Here is an 18,418-nt window from a genome sequence, read left to right as displayed (position 1 = left end):
CCCCCAGCCAGTACCGGCTGCCGAGAACACGCAGCCCTCGATAATCCGCACGCTTTGTTCCAGTAAAGCCCGTTTCAGGCAGCGTGTCGAAATTTACCGGTTCCCCGCAGCGCATGCAGCCGGGCAGTAGCGAATTGCGCAAAAGATTGTTTGATGGCGGAAAAAGCTGGTCTAGCCGAACCCCCATAAAAAAACGGCGCCACTCTTCAAAGGAGGGCGCCGTTTTTGGTTTTAAGCCTTACGCCACGCCGACGAAATCGCTCGCTGTCAGGGCGACATGCCCGACCAGATCGATTTGGAAATCAGCGCCATTACCGTTGTTGACATTGCCCTCCACATACGTGTGATCAACCCCGCCGACATTGGCGAAGTGGTACTTCAATTGCGCTTGGTTACTGAACTCAGTGCCGACACCATTCCACTCGCCGAGGAAGGCAAAGTCCTGATTACCGGCGGAACCTGCGCCGGAGGTCCGGGCATCGATCTGAGACAGATCGATGTGGTCAGCTCCCTGCACAAAGTCGGTGATCACATCGCGGCTTGCGGTCGAAGTGCCCGAATCATTGATGGCGCTGAACATGAAGATGTCCGCCCCCGCCCCACCAGTCAAAATGTCGCGGTTGCCATTGCCTGTCAGCGTGTCAGCGCCATCTCCACCACTGAGGGTGTCGACGCCGCCTTGCCCGGTCAGGGCATTGTTGGCGTTATTGCCGGTCAAGCTGTTGGTGCCGTTGCTGCCGAGAACATTCTCGATGCCGCTCAAGGTGTCGCTACCGGTTTGCGAACTGCTCGCCAGGCCAGTAGACAAGTTGACCGTGGCGTTGGCCGAGGTCCCCGACAGGTCGTAGGTATCGGTGTCGCCACCACCGTCGTAGCTGTCATTGCCGTCATTGGCCGACGCCCGGAAGGTGTCGTTGCCAAGGCCACCGAACAGGCTGTCAATGCCTTGCCCACCAATCAGCACGTCGTCACCGCTGCCAGCGTCCATCCAGTCATCACCGCCCTGGCCCTGCAGCAGGTTATTCGCGCCGTCGCCCTGGATGTGATCATTGCCGGAACTACCGGTGACGTTCTCGATGCCGGTCAGGGAGTCGTTGCCGGTCTGGGTGCTGGTTGACGTGCCGAGGAGCAAATCGACCGTGGCCGACGCCGATGTGGCCGATAAGTCATAGGTGTCGGTACCCGCGCCGCCGTCATACTGGTCGTTGCCGTCGTTCAGCGATGCCAGCAGCGTATCGTTGCCTGCCTCACCAAAGACGGAGTCGTTGCCGGCCATGCCGCCAAGTTGGTTGTTACCGGTATTGCCGTGGATGACGTTGTCCAGCCCGTTACCCGTGCCGTTACTGTTGTTCGACCCCAGCAATGTCAGGTTCTCGACGTTGGCACCCAGGGTGTAGCTGACCGAAGACATGACCGTGTCGGTGCCTTCATTCAGATTTTCCTGAACCGTATCGCCATTGGCATCCACCCTGTAGATGTCGTTACCGGCGTTCCCCCGCATCGTGTCGTTACCGCTGCCGCCGTCAAGCAAGTCGGAGCCCAGGCCACCATTAAGGACGTCGTTGCCCGAGTACCCCATCAGGATGTCCTGATAGTTGGTGCCATTGAGCGTGTTGCCGAAGAAGTTGGTGCCTTCGATGAAGCGCCCTACCGCTTCCGAAGGGTCGGACGTCAGTTGTTCCACTGTGCCGTTGTTGTCGGTGTAAGTGGTGATGACCCGAAGCTGCTGGCCGAACTGCGCCGAGGTGGGCGCAAAGGTCGAGGCATTCGCCCCGGCAATACTGATCCAGGCCGCGCCCACCAGTGCTTGCCATTGGAAGCTGAACCCGCTTGGCGCAGGCAAGCCGTCGGCGTCCTGTATGGTCGAGGTATTGGCGGTCAGCCGGTATTGAGCTGGCACCGGACGGCCAGGTGTGGTCGGCGCAGTGGCAAACCCCGACAGCACCACATTGCCGGTTGGCAGACTGTTGGTGATGTTCAGGTTGACTGTGCGGTCGGCGAAACGCAGTTTTTCAATGCCAGTCACGATGTCGGTGCCATCGATATTCGCCGCGCCGACCCGCAAATCCACCACTTTGAACGCCGTGATCAACTCGCCACCCGGCCGGGTGTCGGTGAACTTGGTGATGCTGTAGTCGGCAAAATTGCCACTGTACAGCGCTTCATCGGCTGCGCCGTCGGCCGTGCCTGGGGCTGCGTGGTTGTCACCCAGAATGAAGTCCGGACGGGTCGCTTGCAGGCCAGTAAAGTGCTGGGCAAACCCCTGACTGGCGAGCAAGTGATTCAGATCGGCGAGTTTGATCGAGTCACCGACGATCACGTCATTACCGCCGTTACCTTGGGAGACATCATTGCCACTGCCGCCAATCAACCAGTTTTCCGTGGCATTACCGATCAGACCCGCCAGAGGGTTGGCCGGGGTCGTCGTGTTTGGACGGCTATCACTGAAGCGTGAACCGATCAAACCCTCAATGTCTGTCAGCAAGGCGTTGAACGGCTGGAACAGCACAGCAGTGCCCGGCGCCGCCACGATGTTCTGGTTGTTAAGGTCTGCGGCCGCATCCAGGGCAATGTTCACATCGCTGAAGGCCGCGATATCGAAGCCCACATCGCCAATGGCTTCATCGCCGTCACCTTGACCCGGAGCGCCACCCAGGCCAGGCAACAGAATGTCGTCACCGACACCTCCGAACTCCTGGTCACCCGTGGAACCGCCGGAAATGATGTCATCGCCGTCCTCACCGAACAGAATGTCCGGGCCATCGCCACCGTAGATCTCGTCGTTACCGTCTCCGCCATGCACCAGATCAGTGTCGCCGCCGGCATCGATGTAGTCATTGCCGGCGCCACCGTACAACTCGTCGATCCCGGCTTCACCGTAGAGGTGATCGTTACCGTTACCGCCAATCACCACATCGAGGGCACCTGCGCTGGTCCCGGCATAGATGGTGTCGTCCCCTTCACCGCCATCGAGGAAGTCTTCGATATCACCGCCGTAGATCACATCGTTGCCGTCACCGCCATAGATATGGTCGGCACCGGCCTTGCCATCGAGGATGTCATCGCCACCTTCGCCATAGATCGTATCGTCGCCATCGCCAGCGTCGAGCCAGTCGTTATAGTCGGTGCCAGACAATACTTCGTGCGAGTTATAGCCCACTGCCGCAGTGCCATCAGGGTTCAGGCCCTGGTCCGGACGGTAGTCACGGATATAGGTTTGAGCGGTATGCGTTTCCGGATTGGTCAGGCTGACCAGCAAGCCGTTACCGCCAATCCCGCCCGTGCCACCGGTTGAGTAAACGCCGACATGGTTCGCCGCAATCAGCGTGCCGTATTTGTGTTCACTCTTGTACGCCGTCGCACTCGCGCCGGAGTCGGTGTTGCTCAGTTCGATGTAGCTGTCGGCGTAACCGAATACATCACCGGCCAGGTGCCGGGCATCGGTGGTGCGTTCAATGATGTCCTTGAATTGCTCGGTCACTACCTGTTCGTTGAGGTTGGTCATCGCCGGCAAGCCGAGGTCGAGGCGGAACAGGTAATAGAAACGGTCGCCATCCATCAACCGTTCCATCTGATCCTCGAAGATAGCGTTGAAGGTGGTGCCCAGTTGCCCGGTGTAGACGTGTTTTTCCGCGAGGCCACCGATCCACAGATCAATCGCGTTGTAGCCGTCGTAACCGGCCACATGATTGCCGTTGGCATCTGCCGCACCGGAAAGGAAATAGGCCGCCTCTTCAGCCGTGACGCTGCCACCGGCATAGTTGGTGGTAACACCTGAGGTATCGGCATCGATGATGGCCTGGGCATGGGCCACGTCACCATCAAATGAATAGGCAGCGATGAAGTTCACCAATGACTCGGGGTGAATCATGTTGTTGGCGAAGTCACTCCAACTGGTATAGGGCGTCAAGCCATCCACGATCAGGTTCGTGTGATGCTGCGCGCCTGCCGGTGACGCCCTTTCCTCGATGAGCGCATCGTGAATCTGCTGACGCGCCTGGTTCAGGGTAGGCAGGCCCAAGTCGCGACCACGAGCCAGGTTGATGGTCGCCAGGTCCAGCGGCTGACCAAGCAGGCCTTGTTGCAAGGCCGGGGTGACAAATTCGTCGATCTCATTGCTGATCTGCCGGGTCATGCCCAAGGCAATGGCCGTCGGCCCTACCTCGGCAAAACCGCCGGGATTGAGGAACGCCTGCTCAAGCGCATAGTGGGTGATCGCACCGGTCAGGTCATAACCACCACTGGCATTTTTCTCGAGGGCATCGATGGTTTCGCGCAGTTGCGAGTGACCGAAACGGAACGCTGCCTGGCCGTACTCGAGCGAAATATTGGCGTTGATGCCCGAGTCATAGGTCACGAACTCTGGCAAATCCGGGGTGATCAGCCGGGCGTACTGGTCAATCGCAACGTGCTGGTACTCCATTTCCACGGTCAGCTTGGCGGCGTAGAACAGCTTATCCTGGTCCCAGGACACCGTAAGGCCATCCGCCTGGGTGAAATTGCCGTTGGCATCGGTATAAAAACCACCACTGCCATTGCTGACCTGCACCTGCCAGTTGTGACGCACGTTAACGTCAGTCTGGGCCAGCACTTCGTTTTGCAGATTGATCAGTTGTACGTTGTGGTCTTCATGGAAGACGTGATGGATCGCGGTCAGGCCAAAGTTTTCGTTGACCCTGCCGTCGCCGGCAATGTAGTGGTCGCCCACCGATTGCAGCAGCAGTTCGTTGGCCACCGCGTAATCGGCACTGCCCGCAGCGGCACTGATGGAGAAGTCGGCGAAATTGACAAAACTGAACAGGTTTTTCGGTCCGGAGTTATCGTAGTTGATGACCATCCCGAAGGGGTTGTTCGCGTCGAAGGTAATACTGGTGATATGCGCATCCAGAGACATCAGTTTCGCTTGGTCGATATGCAAATCATCGAAGTGCGGATTCATATCCAGAAGGATCGCCTCACGGGTGTACACCGCTTGCACGCCGGGAGTGCCGGGGTCTGCGTCCAACACATGACCATTGGCATCACGCACCCGGAAATTGCTGATGTCATCCCAGGTCAGATCGTCACGGCCGGTTGCCTGCACATGGGCGCGCAGTTCGCTCAGGGTTGGCAAAGTCTGGTGGGTCAACACGCCATTGAGGGTCCAGGCCGCGTCGTCACTCAAGGTGGTGCCATCGAACAGCGCTGCGCCAGCAATGAACTGTCCTGGATGATTTGGATCCGCCACCCACTGACGCAGCAATTGCGTCACCGCGTCATTGGAGCCATAAGTCTGGTTCTGGTCGATGTAGGGCGAGTCGAGGTTGACGTATTGCGCCTGTCCCTGCCCGTCCACCTCGCTGACTGAGGCCCGGTGTACCTTGATCGAGTACACAGGCTGCCCATCCGGACCGATCGAACCGTACAGCGGGTCGTCCGGCGCAAGGGGAATAGTGATCGTGGCGTTTTGATTGGGCTTGTTGATGAAGTCCAGCCCATGATCAAAGAACTGTCCAAACAGGGTGAACCAGCCAGTGGTCGACGGGTCTCCGCCGACAGTATTCTGGTTGCGGATGTAATACTGGCCGGAGTCCGGCGACGTGGTATCGACTTCGCCAATGGTACCCAGGATTCCCGGATCCGTGACGATCGCAACACCCGTGGCAGTGTGCTGTATATGCCCGTTGGCATCGGTGGCAAACGTCACTCCGCCACTGACGATGGTCTGGCTGATCATCCGTGGCGTGTAGTCCACCAGTGAAGCTGTCGGATCGCCATACAGTGAACTACTGTCAATCATGGGCGTAGCGCCCACAGGGACACCCGCCCCCGTCAATGCGGAATTGCTCAGATTCTGCTGGACATAGTGTGTGTAGTCCGAATGGGTCAGGCGTATGAAGTTCTGGCCGAAACTGCCCCAGGCCTGCCCATCCAGGGTCATGTTATTGAAGTGCCCCGAGACGTTGCGCAAGCCGATCGGGTCGCGGGCACCGTTGTACCAGATGGCTTCACCAAGAGGCACGTCAAGCGGATTGAAACTTCCCAGCACACCGAGCACATGGACACTACCATCCGAGCCCTGATAGCCGTAGAGCGGATCTCCAGCGGTGTTGTAACCGACGACATGAATGGTCGGAAAGGAAACCTGCTGATCAAGAAACGAAATATCTTTTTGATTGAGGGTGAAGCGCTTTAGCTCATACATGGCAATCTCCAGACGTACTTTGAGTTGCAGGGATTTCCAGCCGACATATCACTATGTTCAGGGAACCAACCCGATGGAAAAAGATGCAAAAGTCGAATCAAAAAACGAGACTTTCATAGCGGACGAGACTGAGACTTTGGTCGGACCAGCCGCTGGTTCCGATGGGGCTCGCAAGGGAATCTGGCGCACCCGGATAAAGGCCCAGACGCGCAAGCTGAGCCGCTCGGCCCAATTTGTCATTGCCGCTGCGGTGATCCTGGGGCTGACCATGTTCTTCGTCGGCAAACTGGTGAGCGAACGAATAGAAAGTGCTGCGGTGCAAAGCGCGGCAGAAGCAGGCGCCCACTACATGGAAGCGTTTCTGGAGCCCTATGTGCAGGAGATGGGGCGGGACGAAAACCTCTCGGATGAAAGTGTCAAATCCCTGGACCGCCTCATGGAAAACAGTTCGCTGAACCAGCACATTGTCTCGATCAAGATCTGGCGAGCGGATGGCACGGTCGTCTACAGCACGAATAAAGCCATCACCAATCGCGTCTTCCCAACAGACGAGATCTCCGAGGCGCTCAAGGGAAACGTGGTCACCGACCTTGAAGAGCTGAGCCAGGATGAAAACGAGTTCGAGCGCAAGCTCAACCTGCCGCTCTATGAGATCTACGCCCCGCTGCGGGATTTCAACACCAGGAAAGTGATCGCGGTGGGCGAGTTTTATGAAAGGGCCGAAAGTCTGGAGCGTGAAATCAACCGCGTCCGACAGCAGGTATGGATGGTCGTTGGCGCAGCGACGTTGGCAATGCTGACGCTGCTTTTTTTCATCGTGCGACGCGGCGACAAGATTATCGAGCAACAGCAAGTGGCACTGCGCTTACGGCTGTTGGAGCAAACTCGCCTGCGTATCAGCAACGCCGCACTCCAGCGCAAGATGGCGACGGCGACCCAGGAGTTTTCCCGGATCAACGAACTCAACTTGCGGCGCATTGGTGCAGACCTGCACGATGGGCCGGCGCAGTTATTGACCTTGATTCTGATCTGGCTCGACGAGTTGGCCGATAACGGTCCGGCTGTCGATCAGGAGGCGCTGGAAACCATTCGTGGTGCCGCCACCGACGCATTGCGGGAGGTCCGCGATTTATCACGAGGTCTGGCACTTCCGGAAATCAACGACCTGAGCCTGGTGGAAGAGTTGCAGCTGGTGGCGCAACGGCACGAGCAACGCACCGGCACCAGGGTCACCCTGGCCCTGGGGCCGCTACCAGAGGCCACGCCGCTGCCGCTCAAACTCTGTTTGTACCGTTTTGTCCAGGAAACCCTCAACAATGCTTACCGTCATGCCAACGGCGAGGGCCAGGTCATCCAGGCGCAATACATTGATCAGGTATTAAATATCAGCGTCAGGGACAGTGGTCCGGGTATGGCGGCGGACGCCATGCAACTCGATACATCCGGCAGAACCCGATTGGGCCTCGCCGGTTTGCGTTATCGCGTTGAATCGCTGGGCGGGTTGTTCAGTATCGACTCTTGTACCTCAGGGACGTCGGTCAATGCACAGTTCAAACTTTAGTCAGAAGCGGGTCCGGGCATCGACTGATGTTTTCCCTACGCCTATGTGAAATCGCCCGAGGGCTTCGCGCTCCCTGTAATACCGTAGGGCCGCGACCGCTTCAACACGATTTCGGGCATGCAGTTTCTGCATCACACAGGTCATGTAGTGCTTGACGGTTTTTTCGCTGATCAACAGCTTTGACGCAACCTCTCTATTGGTCAGGCCCTTGGAAACTTCATAAATAACCTGCTCCTCGCGCAAGGTCAGATCAAACGTGTGAATCTCCGCTGCGTGTGTCTTGAAGTTACTCAGCAGCTTGTTGACAAAATCAGGGGTGATATAAGTCTGCCCCTTGGCAACCAACCGGATCGCCAAGACCAGCTCCGGTCCGCTGACACCTTTCAACACATACCCGAGCGCGCCGGCCTCCAGCGCCAAAAAGGCGTCATTTTCGGACTCTGAAACCGTGAGCATCAGCACCTTCACATCCGACAGTTCAGTGGAAATGAACCGCACCGCGGCGAAAACATCACCCGGCATATTGACGTCCATCAGCATCACATCCGGACGCACCCTCTGGGCAATTTCCCTGGCCTCATCCGCGTTGGCGCCCTGCTCCACGACCTGCAGGTCCGCCCGTCTTTTCAATATGTTGGCAACGCCCTCACGCAACAACGGGTGGTCGTCGACAATGCAAATACGAATGAACGGATTCATGACGCGCTCCCGAAAGGATTAGCACTCGAACGACAGATCATTGATTAATAGCAGGAAACCCGGGATCACACCGGTCACCCGTCGTGTGTCCCAGGCTCCGGGTGTTCGAAAATCAGACTTAAGTCTGATAAAAGTCGATCGTCAACAAATAATCGACGTTACAAACATACAAATATTTACACCGCAACCTATTGTTTTTAAACGCCTCTAAAAACGCCAAAAAAAAGACAACCTCATAAAACCCGGATACATCTTTATCCGACCAACAGTCGCTCTCCTACGCTCAGGATTCAGTGCGGCAGGCACTCCACAAATCAAATTTTTCGAAATTTTGCAGGTCAGCGATTAGACTGGACATACGACCGTGTAATGACCGAGCAATACATCTGTAGCCGAAAGGGAGAAAACGTCTCGCGAACCAAGTGAATTGCGGGGCAAGTCAATAATTGCGGACCAGAAACGAACAAGGGTTTGCCCAGCTTTCGCTCGCAAACCCTTGATATATATGGTGCCCGAAGCCGGAATCGAACCGGCACGCCCTTACGAGCGGGGGATTTTAAGTCCCATGCGTCTACCAGTTTCGCCATTCGGGCGGTAGCGCGGTGAAACGTCCAGGTTTGCCAAATAACGATCTGGCAGTTCTGACGCCTGTGCAGCAGAGGTGGAAATATATACATCCCGCCCCGGTGAAGCAAGTTCGCAAATACCCTTTTCAAGACTAAATCTTGCAGGCTACTGCAAATAAAAAAGCTCCGTAAATCATAGATCTACGGAGCTTGTTTATTAGTGGAGGCCGAGGTCGGAATCGAACCGGCGTAGGCGGATTTGCAATCCGCTGCATAACCATTTTGCTACTCGGCCTCAAAACATTTGATATCTAGTAGCGCGACATCAAATGCGTACAAACTTGGAGCGGGAAACGAGACTCGAACTCGCGACCCCGACCTTGGCAAGGTCGTGCTCTACCAACTGAGCTATTCCCGCGTCTTGGTGTGGCGCATTCTATAGAATCCAGAAGCCCCGTCAACCCTTTGATTCAAAAAAGTTTTATTTCTTTTCAACGTCGGTCTTCAGATGTGGCCAGGCAGCCCGCAGGTACTGGACCATCGACCACAAAGTCAGGCCGGCCGACACCATCAGCAAGGTGTAGCCCAGCAAGACCCAGAAACTGAAATCCTTGGGATTGGCCAGCAGGATCACCAGCGCGAGCATTTGCGCGGCGGTTTTCCATTTGCCAAGGTTCGATACGGCGACGTGGGCACGTGCGCCCAGTTCGGCCATCCATTCGCGCAGTGCCGAGACGACAATCTCGCGACCGATGATCACGGCAGCCGGCAGCGTGAGCCACAGGTTTCCGTGTTCCTGCACCAACAGTACCAGTGCAACCGCCACCATCAGCTTGTCGGCAACCGGATCGAGAAAAGCCCCGAACGGTGTGCTTTGTTCCAGGCGGCGGGCCAGGTACCCGTCCAGCCAGTCGGTGGCGGCAGCAAAGGCGAAGACCGAGGCGGAAGCCACGAAGCTCCAGTGGTAAGGCAGGTAGAACAACAAAATAAAGATCGGAATGAGCAGAACGCGTAGAACGGTAATCAGATTAGGGATATTCATCGGCACAACTGGCTACGAGGTGAGGGGGCATTCTACTCGCTGTGCAGATTTGCATAAATCAACTCTGCGAGCTTTTTACTGATCCCGGGGGCTTTGGCAATTTCTTCGATGCTTGCACGAGACAGCTCCTGCAATCCACCAAAATGTTTCAACAAATCCCGCCGACGTGTCGGACCGACGCCAGCGACGCCTTCCAGTGTAGACGTCCGACGGGTTTTTCCACGCCGGGCGCGGTGCCCGGTGATGGCAAATCTGTGGGCTTCGTCGCGAATCTGCTGGATCAGATGCAGCGCGGGAGAATCGCCACGCAAGGTGAATTCATGCGCTGCGTCGTTCAGGTACAGGGTTTCGAAACCGGCCTTGCGCGTCGCGCCTTTTGCCACGCCGAGCAGGATCAGATCAGGTACGGCCAGTTCATCAAGCACGTCGCGAGCCATGGACAACTGGCCTTTACCGCCATCCACCAGCAGGATATCCGGCAGCTTGCCCTCCCCGTCCTTCAGTTTGCTGAAGCGTCGGGTCAACGCCTGGTGCATCGCCGCGTAATCATCGCCGGCCGTAACGCCCTCGATGTTGTACCGGCGGTAGTCGGACTTGATCGGGCCTTCGGGGCCGAAGACCACGCAGGACGCCACTGTCGCCTCGCCACTGGAGTGACTGATGTCGTAGCACTCCAGGCGTTGTGGAGGCTCATCCAGTTTCAGCACCTCGGCCAGTGCGTCGAAGCGCGCCGTAATGTGCTGACGATTCGCCAGGCGCGCACTCAGCGCCTGCTCGGCATTGGTCACCGCCAATTGCTGCCAGCGTGCTCGCGTGCCACGCACGCGATGGCTGATGGTCAGTTCACGACCGCGTAACTCGTCGATGGCCGCAATCAGTGTTGGAAAGTCTTCGTGGACCACATTGACGATCAACTCGCTGGGCAAGTCGCGCTCAGGGCTGCTGATGAAGTATTGGCCGAGAAACGCGGCCATGACTTCAGAAACGTCTTCTTCAATACCGACTTGAGGGAAGAAGTTCTTGCTGCCCAACACCCGCCCGCCCCGCACGCTGATCAAGTGCACACAGGCGCCGCCCGGGTTGACGAATGCGGCGATCACATCGACGTCCCCGGTCCCGCCTTCCATGCTCTGTTGGTCCTGGACCCGGCGCAGCAACGCAATCTGGTCCCGCAGCTCGGCCGCTCGCTCGAACTCCAGATTGATCGCCGCCTCTTCCATCCCGGCAGACAACTCGTCAGTCAGCGCATTGCTGCGCCCCTCAAGAAACATCACCGAGTGGCGCACATCTTCGGCGTACACCTGGGGCTCCACCAGCCCGACGCAGGGCGCCTTGCAGCGTTTGATCTGGTATTGCAGGCAAGGACGGGTGCGGTTCTTGTAATAGCTGTCTTCGCATTGCCGAACGAAAAACGTCTTTTGCAGCAGGCTCAGGCTTTCGCGGATCGCGCCGGCGCTGGGGTAAGGACCGAAATACTTGCCCTTGGCCTTTTTCGCACCGCGATGAATGCTCAGGCGCGGAAACTCTCCGTCGGAGAGAAAGACATAGGGGTAGGATTTGTCGTCGCGCAGCAGGATGTTATAGGGCGGGCGCCATTCCTTGATCAGCGTCTGCTCGAGCAGCAAGGCTTCGGTTTCGTTGGCGGTGATCGTCGTTTCAACCTGGGCAATACGTGCGACCAGTGCGGCGGTCTTGGGGGCAAGCCCGGTCTTGCGAAAGTAACTCGACAGGCGATTCTTGAGGTTTTTCGCCTTGCCGACGTAAAGCAACCGCGCTTCGCTGTCGAACATGCGGTACACGCCGGGGCGGCCGCTGACGGTCGACAGAAAGGCGCTCGGATCAAAGGTTTCGGTCATTTTCAGAGGCTGGCGTCGACCATGCCATGACGCACCGCCAACAGCGTCAACTCGACATCACTGCTGATCGAAAGCTTTTCGAAGATGCGGTAACGGTAGGTGTTCACGGTTTTCGGGGACAGGCACAATTTGTCGGAAATGATCTGTACTTTCTGGCAGCCGACAATCATCAGCGCGATCTGGATTTCCCGCTCGGACAGGGCATCGAAAGGCGAGTCGTTGGTGGGCTGGAAGGACTTGATCGCCAGTTGCTGGGCAATTTGCGGGCTGATGTAGCGTTGCCCGGCAAACACCAGGCGGATGGCCTGGACCATTTCCGGCAAACCTGCCCCCTTGGTCAGGTATCCTGCCGCACCGGCTTGCAACAGCCGCGTAGGAAACGGGTCCTCTTCACACACGGTCACCGCGACGACCTTGATATCCGGATGACTGCGCAATAATTTGCGAGTGGCCTCAAGACCGCCGATACCCGGCATCTTGACGTCCATCAACACTACATCGGGTTTCAGCTCACGCGCCTTGAGCAGGGATTCTTCACCCGACTCGGCCTGGCCGACTACTTGCAGGCCATCGATGTCAGCCAGCATTCGTGTAATGCCTGTACGAACGAGATCATGGTCATCGACTACTAGCACCCTAATCAAGCAGACACCTCGCGATATGGTCTTATTGGGTTGCCAGACACCTTAGCAAAAAGCATCTGGCAGACCTAGCGGAAAGCATCAGATTAAAAGTTTCAATTCATCTTGAAAGGCTGGTCGCAAACGCGTTGCGGCAATGTCATGGATTGATATCAAGCTGCATTCTCAGGAAACATTCATCCTGACCCACCACGGTGAATCCTTTGCGCTCGTACAACGCCCGCGCCGGGTTATTTTCAAAAACCGTCAAGCGTAACGCCGGTCGCCGTTCCTGGTACGCGACTGACAGTACCTGATCGATTGTCCAGGAACCAATGCCCAGCCCGCGAAACGCTTCGACGACTTGCAGTTCGCGGATGTACAACGCTCTGGCATCACGGCTCAAGCTCACATAACCCAACAACTGATCGCCGCTTGTCAGCAAGCGGTTGTCCCGCCCTGCCCAGGCCACGTCAAACGCTTCGTCCTGCCACATCAGGTCGTGCCGAATGTAGTATCGCAGCATGTTTTTACAGGTCAGATGGCGGGCAAAGGCCAGGTCCTCTGGCGTGGCCGCACGCCATGCGCAGTCCATCACGCCAGCTCCACGGCGACGACTTCCCCGCTCCAGCCCTCGCTGTTGCGCCGGGCCACAACCATCTGGCTGCCAGTACCGGTGGCGGCGGCAATCAACAAACCGTCCGACGCCCAGATCGCGCTGCGTCCTGCCGACACCCAGCCACCTGTCGCGCCACCATGATTGGCCATCAACACCACCATGGCGTGCTGCGCGGCATAGCCTTGCAGCAACGCGGTATCCGCGACGTAGCCGTTTTCCGAGATCAGCACGCCTGCGGCGTAGACACCTGCACCCTGGCACGCCGCAGCGGCGGCATGGCTGGCGTGTGAAAAGTCGGCGCAGACCGCCAGTGCAATCGTGTCTGTCCCGATGGTCAGGGGTTCACCCCCGGTGCCCGGTGCAAACGCCACTTCTTCTCCGGGGTGCAGATGCTGCTTGCTGTAGACCCCAAGCGAACCATCGGCCCCCAGCACCAGTGCACCGATCAGGACCGGCGAGTTATCCGACAGCCTAATCGGCATACCGACAACCGCCGTCACACCGACTGCCCGGGCGAGGTCCCGCAGCGGTTGCAGGATGGCGGCATCCGGCACAATGGCCAGTTCGGCCGCGAGCCTGCCTTCGTAGCCGGTCAGCGACAGCTCAGGGAACACCAGCAACTGCACGCCCTGCTCCGCGGCTGCCTCGATGAAGCGTTGGTGCCTGGCGATATTGCCGGCAAGGTCTCCGGCGATGGAGATCGATTGGGCTGCGGCGATGGTCAGCGGAAACATGAAGCGTCCTTGTGTCGATGTGTTTTCGAACAGACGCAGAGTTTGTCACAACCTTCAGGCCACTCAAGCGATAGAAAACCCTGTCGCCGGCCAATAGCATTTTCTGATTGAATCTGCGCACCGGCCTCTAGTAAGCTCGACCCATCCATCGGAGACAGACCATGTTCAACACCCTCTCACAGCTTCGTTCCGCCAGCGCCCTGCGCTCGGCTGCGGCTGCCCGGGTGAACGACGGTTGTGCTCCGGTCAGCTTTTATTTTGGGTATTGGTTTAGCCACTGGCGCGCCTGATACCCACACGGCGCCCACTTTAAACGGGTCGCCACCAGAGAATTCTCAACCCCCGGTCGGCCTCCCGACCGGGGGTTTTGTTTTTTTCAGCCCCAACACTTTTAGCGACACACCAGACATTCAGAGGATTCACAACATGAACTACGCCACTTATTACCGTTACGACAGTTTTACCGCCTGGCGATTTACCACCCTCCGCTCGGGACAGCCTGCCGCCTCCGATCGGTCACCCACAGGTGGCAAGCACACACACACAGCCAGTCTGGCCAATTGTCGAACACCCCAGTAGGGCCGAGCGCGCGGGCACGAACCCGCCACCAGCCCAGGAAGCCTTGAATATGAACTCGTCCGTCTCCGCACTGCCGCTGTCCACCTTGAGCCCTGCCAATGAAGCGCTGACCCTGCGTCTGCCCAGCTCATTGCAACTCAAACAGCAATTGCCCCTCGGCAACCTCCTGACCCAGCAAGTCGCCACCCACCGCCAGGCGGTTCGCGCGATCCTCAACGGTGAAGACTCCCGTCTGCTGGTGATCGTAGGCCCATGCTCGATCCACGATCCGGAATCAGCCCTCGAATACGCCGGCAACCTTGCCCGCCTCGCCACCGAAGTCAGTGACGAAATGCTCCTGGTGATGCGCGCCTACGTCGAAAAACCCCGTACCACGGTTGGCTGGAAAGGCCTGGCCTACGATCCGCACCTGGATGGCAGCGATGACATGGCCGCAGGCCTGACGCTGTCCCGTGAGCTGATGCGCGAAATGCTCCGACTGGGCTTGCCCGTCGCCACTGAACTGCTGCAACCGATGGCCGCCGGCTACTTCGACGACCTGTTGAGCTGGGTGGCAATTGGCGCCCGGACCACGGAGTCGCAGATCCATCGGGAAATGGCCAGTGGCCTGGGCATGCCTGTCGGGTTCAAGAACGGGACTGACGGCGGTGTCGCTGTCGCCAGCGACGCCATGCGTTCCGCCGCCCATCCGCACCGCCATTTCGGTGTCGACAGCCAGGGCCATCCGGCGATCATTCAAACCCCGGGCAATGCGGACACTCACCTGGTATTGCGCGGCGGCCATCGCGGGCCGAACTACGACAGCGCCAGTATCGCCCGGGTGAACACTGACCTGGCCCGGCTCAGGATTCCTGCCCGGATCATGGTCGATTGCAGTCACGCCAACAGTGGCAAAGACCCATTGCGCCAGCCGGCCGTGTTCAACGATGTGCTTGAACAGCGCCTGCAAGGTGATCGCTCACTGATCGGCATGATGATCGAGAGCCATTTGTTCGAGGGCTGTCAGCCGTTGAGTTCGTCAATGCAATACGGCGTGTCAGTGACCGATGGCTGCCTTGGTTGGGCCGGGACAGAACAACTGTTGCTTGAAGCGGCAGATCGGCTGCGAGTGCAAGACAACGCCCAATAACCGGCATCACCTGTCCGCCCTCCGGTCTTCGTGTGAAGACTGGAGGGCAAATAGCGATCAATGTCCCATCAGGGATTGCACCTGAACCTGTGTCACCCCGGATTGCTGAGAGGTGTTATCAAGACGCTCGACCGAACAGGAAACACGGATCGCAGAATCTCGATGCTCCCTCCAGAACCGGTAGGGAACGATGAATATCAACGGCTCGCCTGCGGTGTCTCTGGTGATTTCGCGCTCGTCACAGTGATTGAATTTCTCCCCGTCGCATCTCAGGCAGACCAACTCCCCTTTTTCAGCCCTGGGGTTTTCGATGACGACGGTCACGCCATCCTGCGCATCAAGCAGATCCACCCAACCTTCGTCGGCTTCCAGCACCATGGGGGCTGGCAGTGGTCCCCGCTCCATCTTGCCAATCATCAGTGTCGTTGCTTCAGAGTAACGAGGCCCCTGGCTTGCTTGCTTGACGCAATAATCGACGGAAACCGAGGAACCCAGATTGAGCGCAACGCACTCCGGGCTGACCCAAAACGACAGTTCGCCCCCCACCGCAAAGGACTCGACCTTGAGTGCATCACTGAAACTTGCTTCAACCGAAACGCCAGCCCAGGTCAGCAACACCCAGTCGCCCGCCGTCATGCGCGCATAGGGCTTGATTGTAACGATCGCCCCTTCCCTGACCCGATCCGGATCAAGCGTTCTACCCACCGCGTCGCTCACCGTCGCGGGTAACAGGTCTGACTGCACATCACCCACACACAGCTGTAGACGATGGGAATGCACGAGCCCGGTAAAACGACTGCTCAAGAGCGAATAGCTGATTTCCAGTGAACCACCGTCGAGCGCCTCGATATAAGTGCTACCCACGGCAAAGATCATGTCCTCACCGACCCGGTCGTCACTGACAAAACGCGTCACCTGATGATTGCAGGCGAGGCCATCGGCATCCAGCCCCACCCAATTCAATAGCAATTTGTCGCCGCAGGTCATGCCTGGGTAAGGGCGGACCCTGATTACGGCTTTTCGGTCAGTGGGGTTCAGAACGCCGTTTTCCGCCTGCTCCAATACGGGCGGGGGCAAGGGTTGCAGTACGAGATTCAAGGTATCGGGTTCATAAACTGTCATTCATTCGCTCCATTCCCTGGAATAAATACCGAACGGGTGGCCGGCTTTGGATGACGTCTATTTAACCTCACGACTATCCGTCGTGATGTCGGCCTCTCACTCAGCTTCGCTCGGAAAGTCGATACATATGAAGTAGGTCTTTGATCAAGAGCCAGCTGATTGCCGTGAAAAATCGTCAAACGATTCCGACTAAAGCCTCAGCAAATCTTGAGCATTCGCACTTGCTCTATTCCGTTTTCCGGAGGTTTCGGCGGACTTTTCATACATCGCGCCAACCTCGAGTGTTTTAGAGTGAAGCGCCATGCAGTCCCGACGAACTTCTGTGCAAAGGTGTGAATATGCAAAGGAATGCAAGCACTCGTTATCCCATACTGCTGATCCACGGCCTTTTCGGCTTCGAAAGAATCGGCAAGTTCGAGCTGTTTCACGACATCAGGCAGGCGCTGAGGAACGCCGGAGCAAGGGTGTTCGTTCCCCACTTGTCGGCCATCCACGACAACGAAGTACGCGGTAACCAATTGCTCGCACAGATCGAGCGGGTACTGGAAGGAACCGGTGCACACAAAGTCAACCTCATCGGCCATAGCCAGGGTGCACTGGCCGCACGTTATGCTGCAGCGGTTGCGCCACACTGTGTGGCATCGGTGACTTCCGTCAGCGGGCCGAACCATGGCTCGGAGATCGCCGATTTCCTGCGCAAGGCATTGACTCCGGGTCGTCTGCCGGAACATGTGGCCGAGACGGTGGTGACCCTCTTCGCCGACTTCCTCGCGACCCTGAGCGACAACCAGTACCAGCCGCAGAACGCCATTGCCGCCCTCAATGCACTGACCACCGAGGGCGTAGGCGCCTTCAATGACAAGTACCCGCAAGGGCTGCCCGCCACCTGGGGTGGCAAGGGTAGCGAACGGGTCAACGGTGTTCGTTACTACTCGTGGAGCGGCATAGTGCAGTCGAATGTGCTCAAGGAGGGGCTCAATGCGCTCGATCCGCTCAACGCTTTCTGTCGAGTTCTTTCCGGCTATTTCGTCACGGAAGCCGGGCAGAACGACGGTCTGGTCGGTCGCTTCAGCTCTCATCTGGGCACGGTTATCCGCTCCGACTATGCGCTGGATCATCTGGACACCCTTGGCCAGCCGGCGGGCCAGTTGCGCACAGGTGTCGACCCGGTCGACCTCTATGTCCAGCATGCCGAGCGCCTGAGCGCCGCCGGCCTTTGAGGGGCTGCCCGCCGTGAATCCCGCATGGAACGGAACTTTGAGGAGAAATAGCTCACTGAATCCGGTAGGCTCCGCATTTTACCGAATATTGAAAGGAGTATTTCCCCATGGCCAAAGCCACTGCCCGTCACATCCTTGTTGCCTCGGAAGCCAAGTGCAACGAACTCAAGGCCCAAATCGAGGCTGGCGCCGATTTCGCCGACGTTGCCAAGGCAAACTCCACCTGCCCTTCCAGCCGCCAGGGCGGTGATCTGGGTTCGTTCGGTCCAGGCCAGATGGTCAAGGAATTCGACACCGTGGTCTTCAGCGCGCCACTCAACGTGGTCCAGGGCCCGGTCAAGACCCAGTTCGGTTACCACCTGCTGGAAGTGACCAGCCGTCAGGACTGATCGACGCTCGAGCTATCCACACAACGGCCCGCCTTTAGGTGGGCCGTTGTGTTTCACACGCGTAATTCGGCTGGCGAGGGACGCGCCGCTAGCGTACA

The 18,418-nt window shown here is 57.9% G+C and carries 12 protein-coding genes and 3 tRNA genes; 4 read left to right on the top strand and 11 right to left on the bottom strand.

Going from position 1 to position 18,418, the window contains the following annotated elements:
• Positions 1-238 precede the first annotated feature (238 nt).
• Entirely contained in the window at positions 239-6,184 is a 5,946-nt protein-coding gene (locus PMI26_RS15190) for a peroxidase family protein (protein WP_007974725.1), read from the bottom strand.
• Positions 6,185-6,257: 73 nt separating this feature from the next.
• On the opposite strand from PMI26_RS15190, the gene PMI26_RS15195 reads away from it, so the two are divergent.
• Positions 6,258-7,745, top strand: a complete 1,488-nt coding sequence (locus PMI26_RS15195; protein WP_007974723.1) for a sensor histidine kinase — start codon at positions 6,258-6,260, stop codon at positions 7,743-7,745.
• Here the strand turns inward: PMI26_RS15195 and PMI26_RS15200 are convergent, their stop codons facing one another.
• The 9 genes from PMI26_RS15200 to PMI26_RS15240 all read right to left on the bottom strand — a co-directional run bounded on the left by PMI26_RS15200 (position 7,746) and on the right by PMI26_RS15240 (position 13,881).
• Positions 7,746-8,444, bottom strand: a complete 699-nt coding sequence (locus tag PMI26_RS15200) for a response regulator (protein WP_007974721.1) — start codon at positions 8,442-8,444, stop codon at positions 7,746-7,748. It abuts the gene before it with no gap.
• Positions 8,445-8,950: 506 nt separating this feature from the next.
• Positions 8,951-9,037 (bottom strand) — tRNA-Leu (locus tag PMI26_RS15205).
• Between the two features lie 194 nt (positions 9,038-9,231).
• Positions 9,232-9,305: transfer RNA gene (locus tag PMI26_RS15210), tRNA-Cys, on the bottom strand.
• A gap of 47 nt (positions 9,306-9,352) precedes the next feature.
• A tRNA-Gly gene (locus PMI26_RS15215) sits at positions 9,353-9,428 on the bottom strand.
• Positions 9,429-9,491: 63 nt separating this feature from the next.
• On the bottom strand, positions 9,492-10,052 hold the full coding sequence (pgsA, locus tag PMI26_RS15220) for a CDP-diacylglycerol--glycerol-3-phosphate 3-phosphatidyltransferase (protein WP_007974720.1): 561 nt from the start codon (positions 10,050-10,052) through the stop codon (positions 9,492-9,494).
• 32 nt (positions 10,053-10,084) lie between these two features.
• Positions 10,085-11,908, bottom strand: a complete 1,824-nt coding sequence (gene uvrC / locus PMI26_RS15225; protein ID WP_007974717.1) for an excinuclease ABC subunit UvrC — start codon at positions 11,906-11,908, stop codon at positions 10,085-10,087.
• A 2-nt stretch (positions 11,909-11,910) separates the two neighbouring features.
• Positions 11,911-12,552: a response regulator transcription factor GacA gene (gene gacA / locus PMI26_RS15230; protein ID WP_008015884.1), complete on the bottom strand. Its 642-nt coding sequence runs from the start codon at positions 12,550-12,552 to the stop codon at positions 11,911-11,913.
• Positions 12,553-12,688: 136 nt separating this feature from the next.
• A complete protein-coding gene (locus PMI26_RS15235; RefSeq protein WP_007974714.1) occupies positions 12,689-13,123 on the bottom strand; it encodes a GNAT family N-acetyltransferase in 435 nt (144 codons plus the stop codon).
• Entirely contained in the window at positions 13,123-13,881 is a 759-nt protein-coding gene (locus PMI26_RS15240; protein WP_007974712.1) for a carbon-nitrogen hydrolase family protein, read from the bottom strand. Before PMI26_RS15240 ends, PMI26_RS15235 begins: the two co-directional genes overlap by 1 nt.
• A gap of 628 nt (positions 13,882-14,509) precedes the next feature.
• On the opposite strand from PMI26_RS15240, the gene PMI26_RS15245 reads away from it, so the two are divergent.
• A complete protein-coding gene (locus tag PMI26_RS15245; RefSeq protein ID WP_007974708.1) occupies positions 14,510-15,589 on the top strand; it encodes a 3-deoxy-7-phosphoheptulonate synthase in 1,080 nt (359 codons plus the stop codon).
• Between the two features lie 57 nt (positions 15,590-15,646).
• Here PMI26_RS15245 and PMI26_RS15250 read toward each other — a convergent pair whose 3' ends face one another.
• On the bottom strand, positions 15,647-16,711 hold the full coding sequence (locus PMI26_RS15250; protein WP_007974707.1) for a hypothetical protein: 1,065 nt from the start codon (positions 16,709-16,711) through the stop codon (positions 15,647-15,649).
• A 338-nt stretch (positions 16,712-17,049) separates the two neighbouring features.
• Between PMI26_RS15250 and PMI26_RS15255 the strand changes: the two genes are divergently transcribed.
• Both PMI26_RS15255 and PMI26_RS15260 read left to right on the top strand, forming a co-directional pair.
• Positions 17,050-17,931 (top strand): esterase/lipase family protein, encoded by an 882-nt coding sequence (locus tag PMI26_RS15255; RefSeq protein ID WP_007974705.1) that lies wholly within the window; start codon positions 17,050-17,052, stop codon positions 17,929-17,931.
• Between the two features lie 107 nt (positions 17,932-18,038).
• On the top strand, positions 18,039-18,320 hold the full coding sequence (locus PMI26_RS15260) for a peptidylprolyl isomerase (RefSeq protein ID WP_007974703.1): 282 nt from the start codon (positions 18,039-18,041) through the stop codon (positions 18,318-18,320).
• Positions 18,321-18,418: the final 98 nt, after the last annotated feature.

Source organism: Pseudomonas sp. GM33 (assembly GCF_000282295.1).
GTDB lineage: Bacteria > Pseudomonadota > Gammaproteobacteria > Pseudomonadales > Pseudomonadaceae > Aquipseudomonas > Aquipseudomonas laurylsulfatiphila.
The sequence above is the reverse complement of the archived record's forward strand: the minus strand, read 5'-3'. Positions and strand labels throughout refer to the sequence as shown.

Coding starts and splice junctions, on each gene's coding strand:
- PMI26_RS15245 (WP_007974708.1), top strand. CDS start 14,510: ATGAACTCGTCCGTCTCCGCACTGCCGCTGTCCACCTTGAGCCCTGCC.
- PMI26_RS15255 (WP_007974705.1), top strand. CDS start 17,050: ATGCAAAGGAATGCAAGCACTCGTTATCCCATACTGCTGATCCACGGC.
- uvrC (WP_007974717.1), bottom strand. CDS start 11,908: ATGACCGAAACCTTTGATCCGAGCGCCTTTCTGTCGACCGTCAGCGGC.
- PMI26_RS15200 (WP_007974721.1), bottom strand. CDS start 8,444: ATGAATCCGTTCATTCGTATTTGCATTGTCGACGACCACCCGTTGTTG.
- PMI26_RS15195 (WP_007974723.1), top strand. CDS start 6,258: ATGGAAAAAGATGCAAAAGTCGAATCAAAAAACGAGACTTTCATAGCG.
- PMI26_RS15190 (WP_007974725.1), bottom strand. CDS start 6,184: ATGTATGAGCTAAAGCGCTTCACCCTCAATCAAAAAGATATTTCGTTT.
- pgsA (WP_007974720.1), bottom strand. CDS start 10,052: ATGAATATCCCTAATCTGATTACCGTTCTACGCGTTCTGCTCATTCCG.
- PMI26_RS15240 (WP_007974712.1), bottom strand. CDS start 13,881: ATGTTTCCGCTGACCATCGCCGCAGCCCAATCGATCTCCATCGCCGGA.
- PMI26_RS15260 (WP_007974703.1), top strand. CDS start 18,039: ATGGCCAAAGCCACTGCCCGTCACATCCTTGTTGCCTCGGAAGCCAAG.
- PMI26_RS15235 (WP_007974714.1), bottom strand. CDS start 13,123: ATGGACTGCGCATGGCGTGCGGCCACGCCAGAGGACCTGGCCTTTGCC.
- PMI26_RS15250 (WP_007974707.1), bottom strand. CDS start 16,711: ATGACAGTTTATGAACCCGATACCTTGAATCTCGTACTGCAACCCTTG.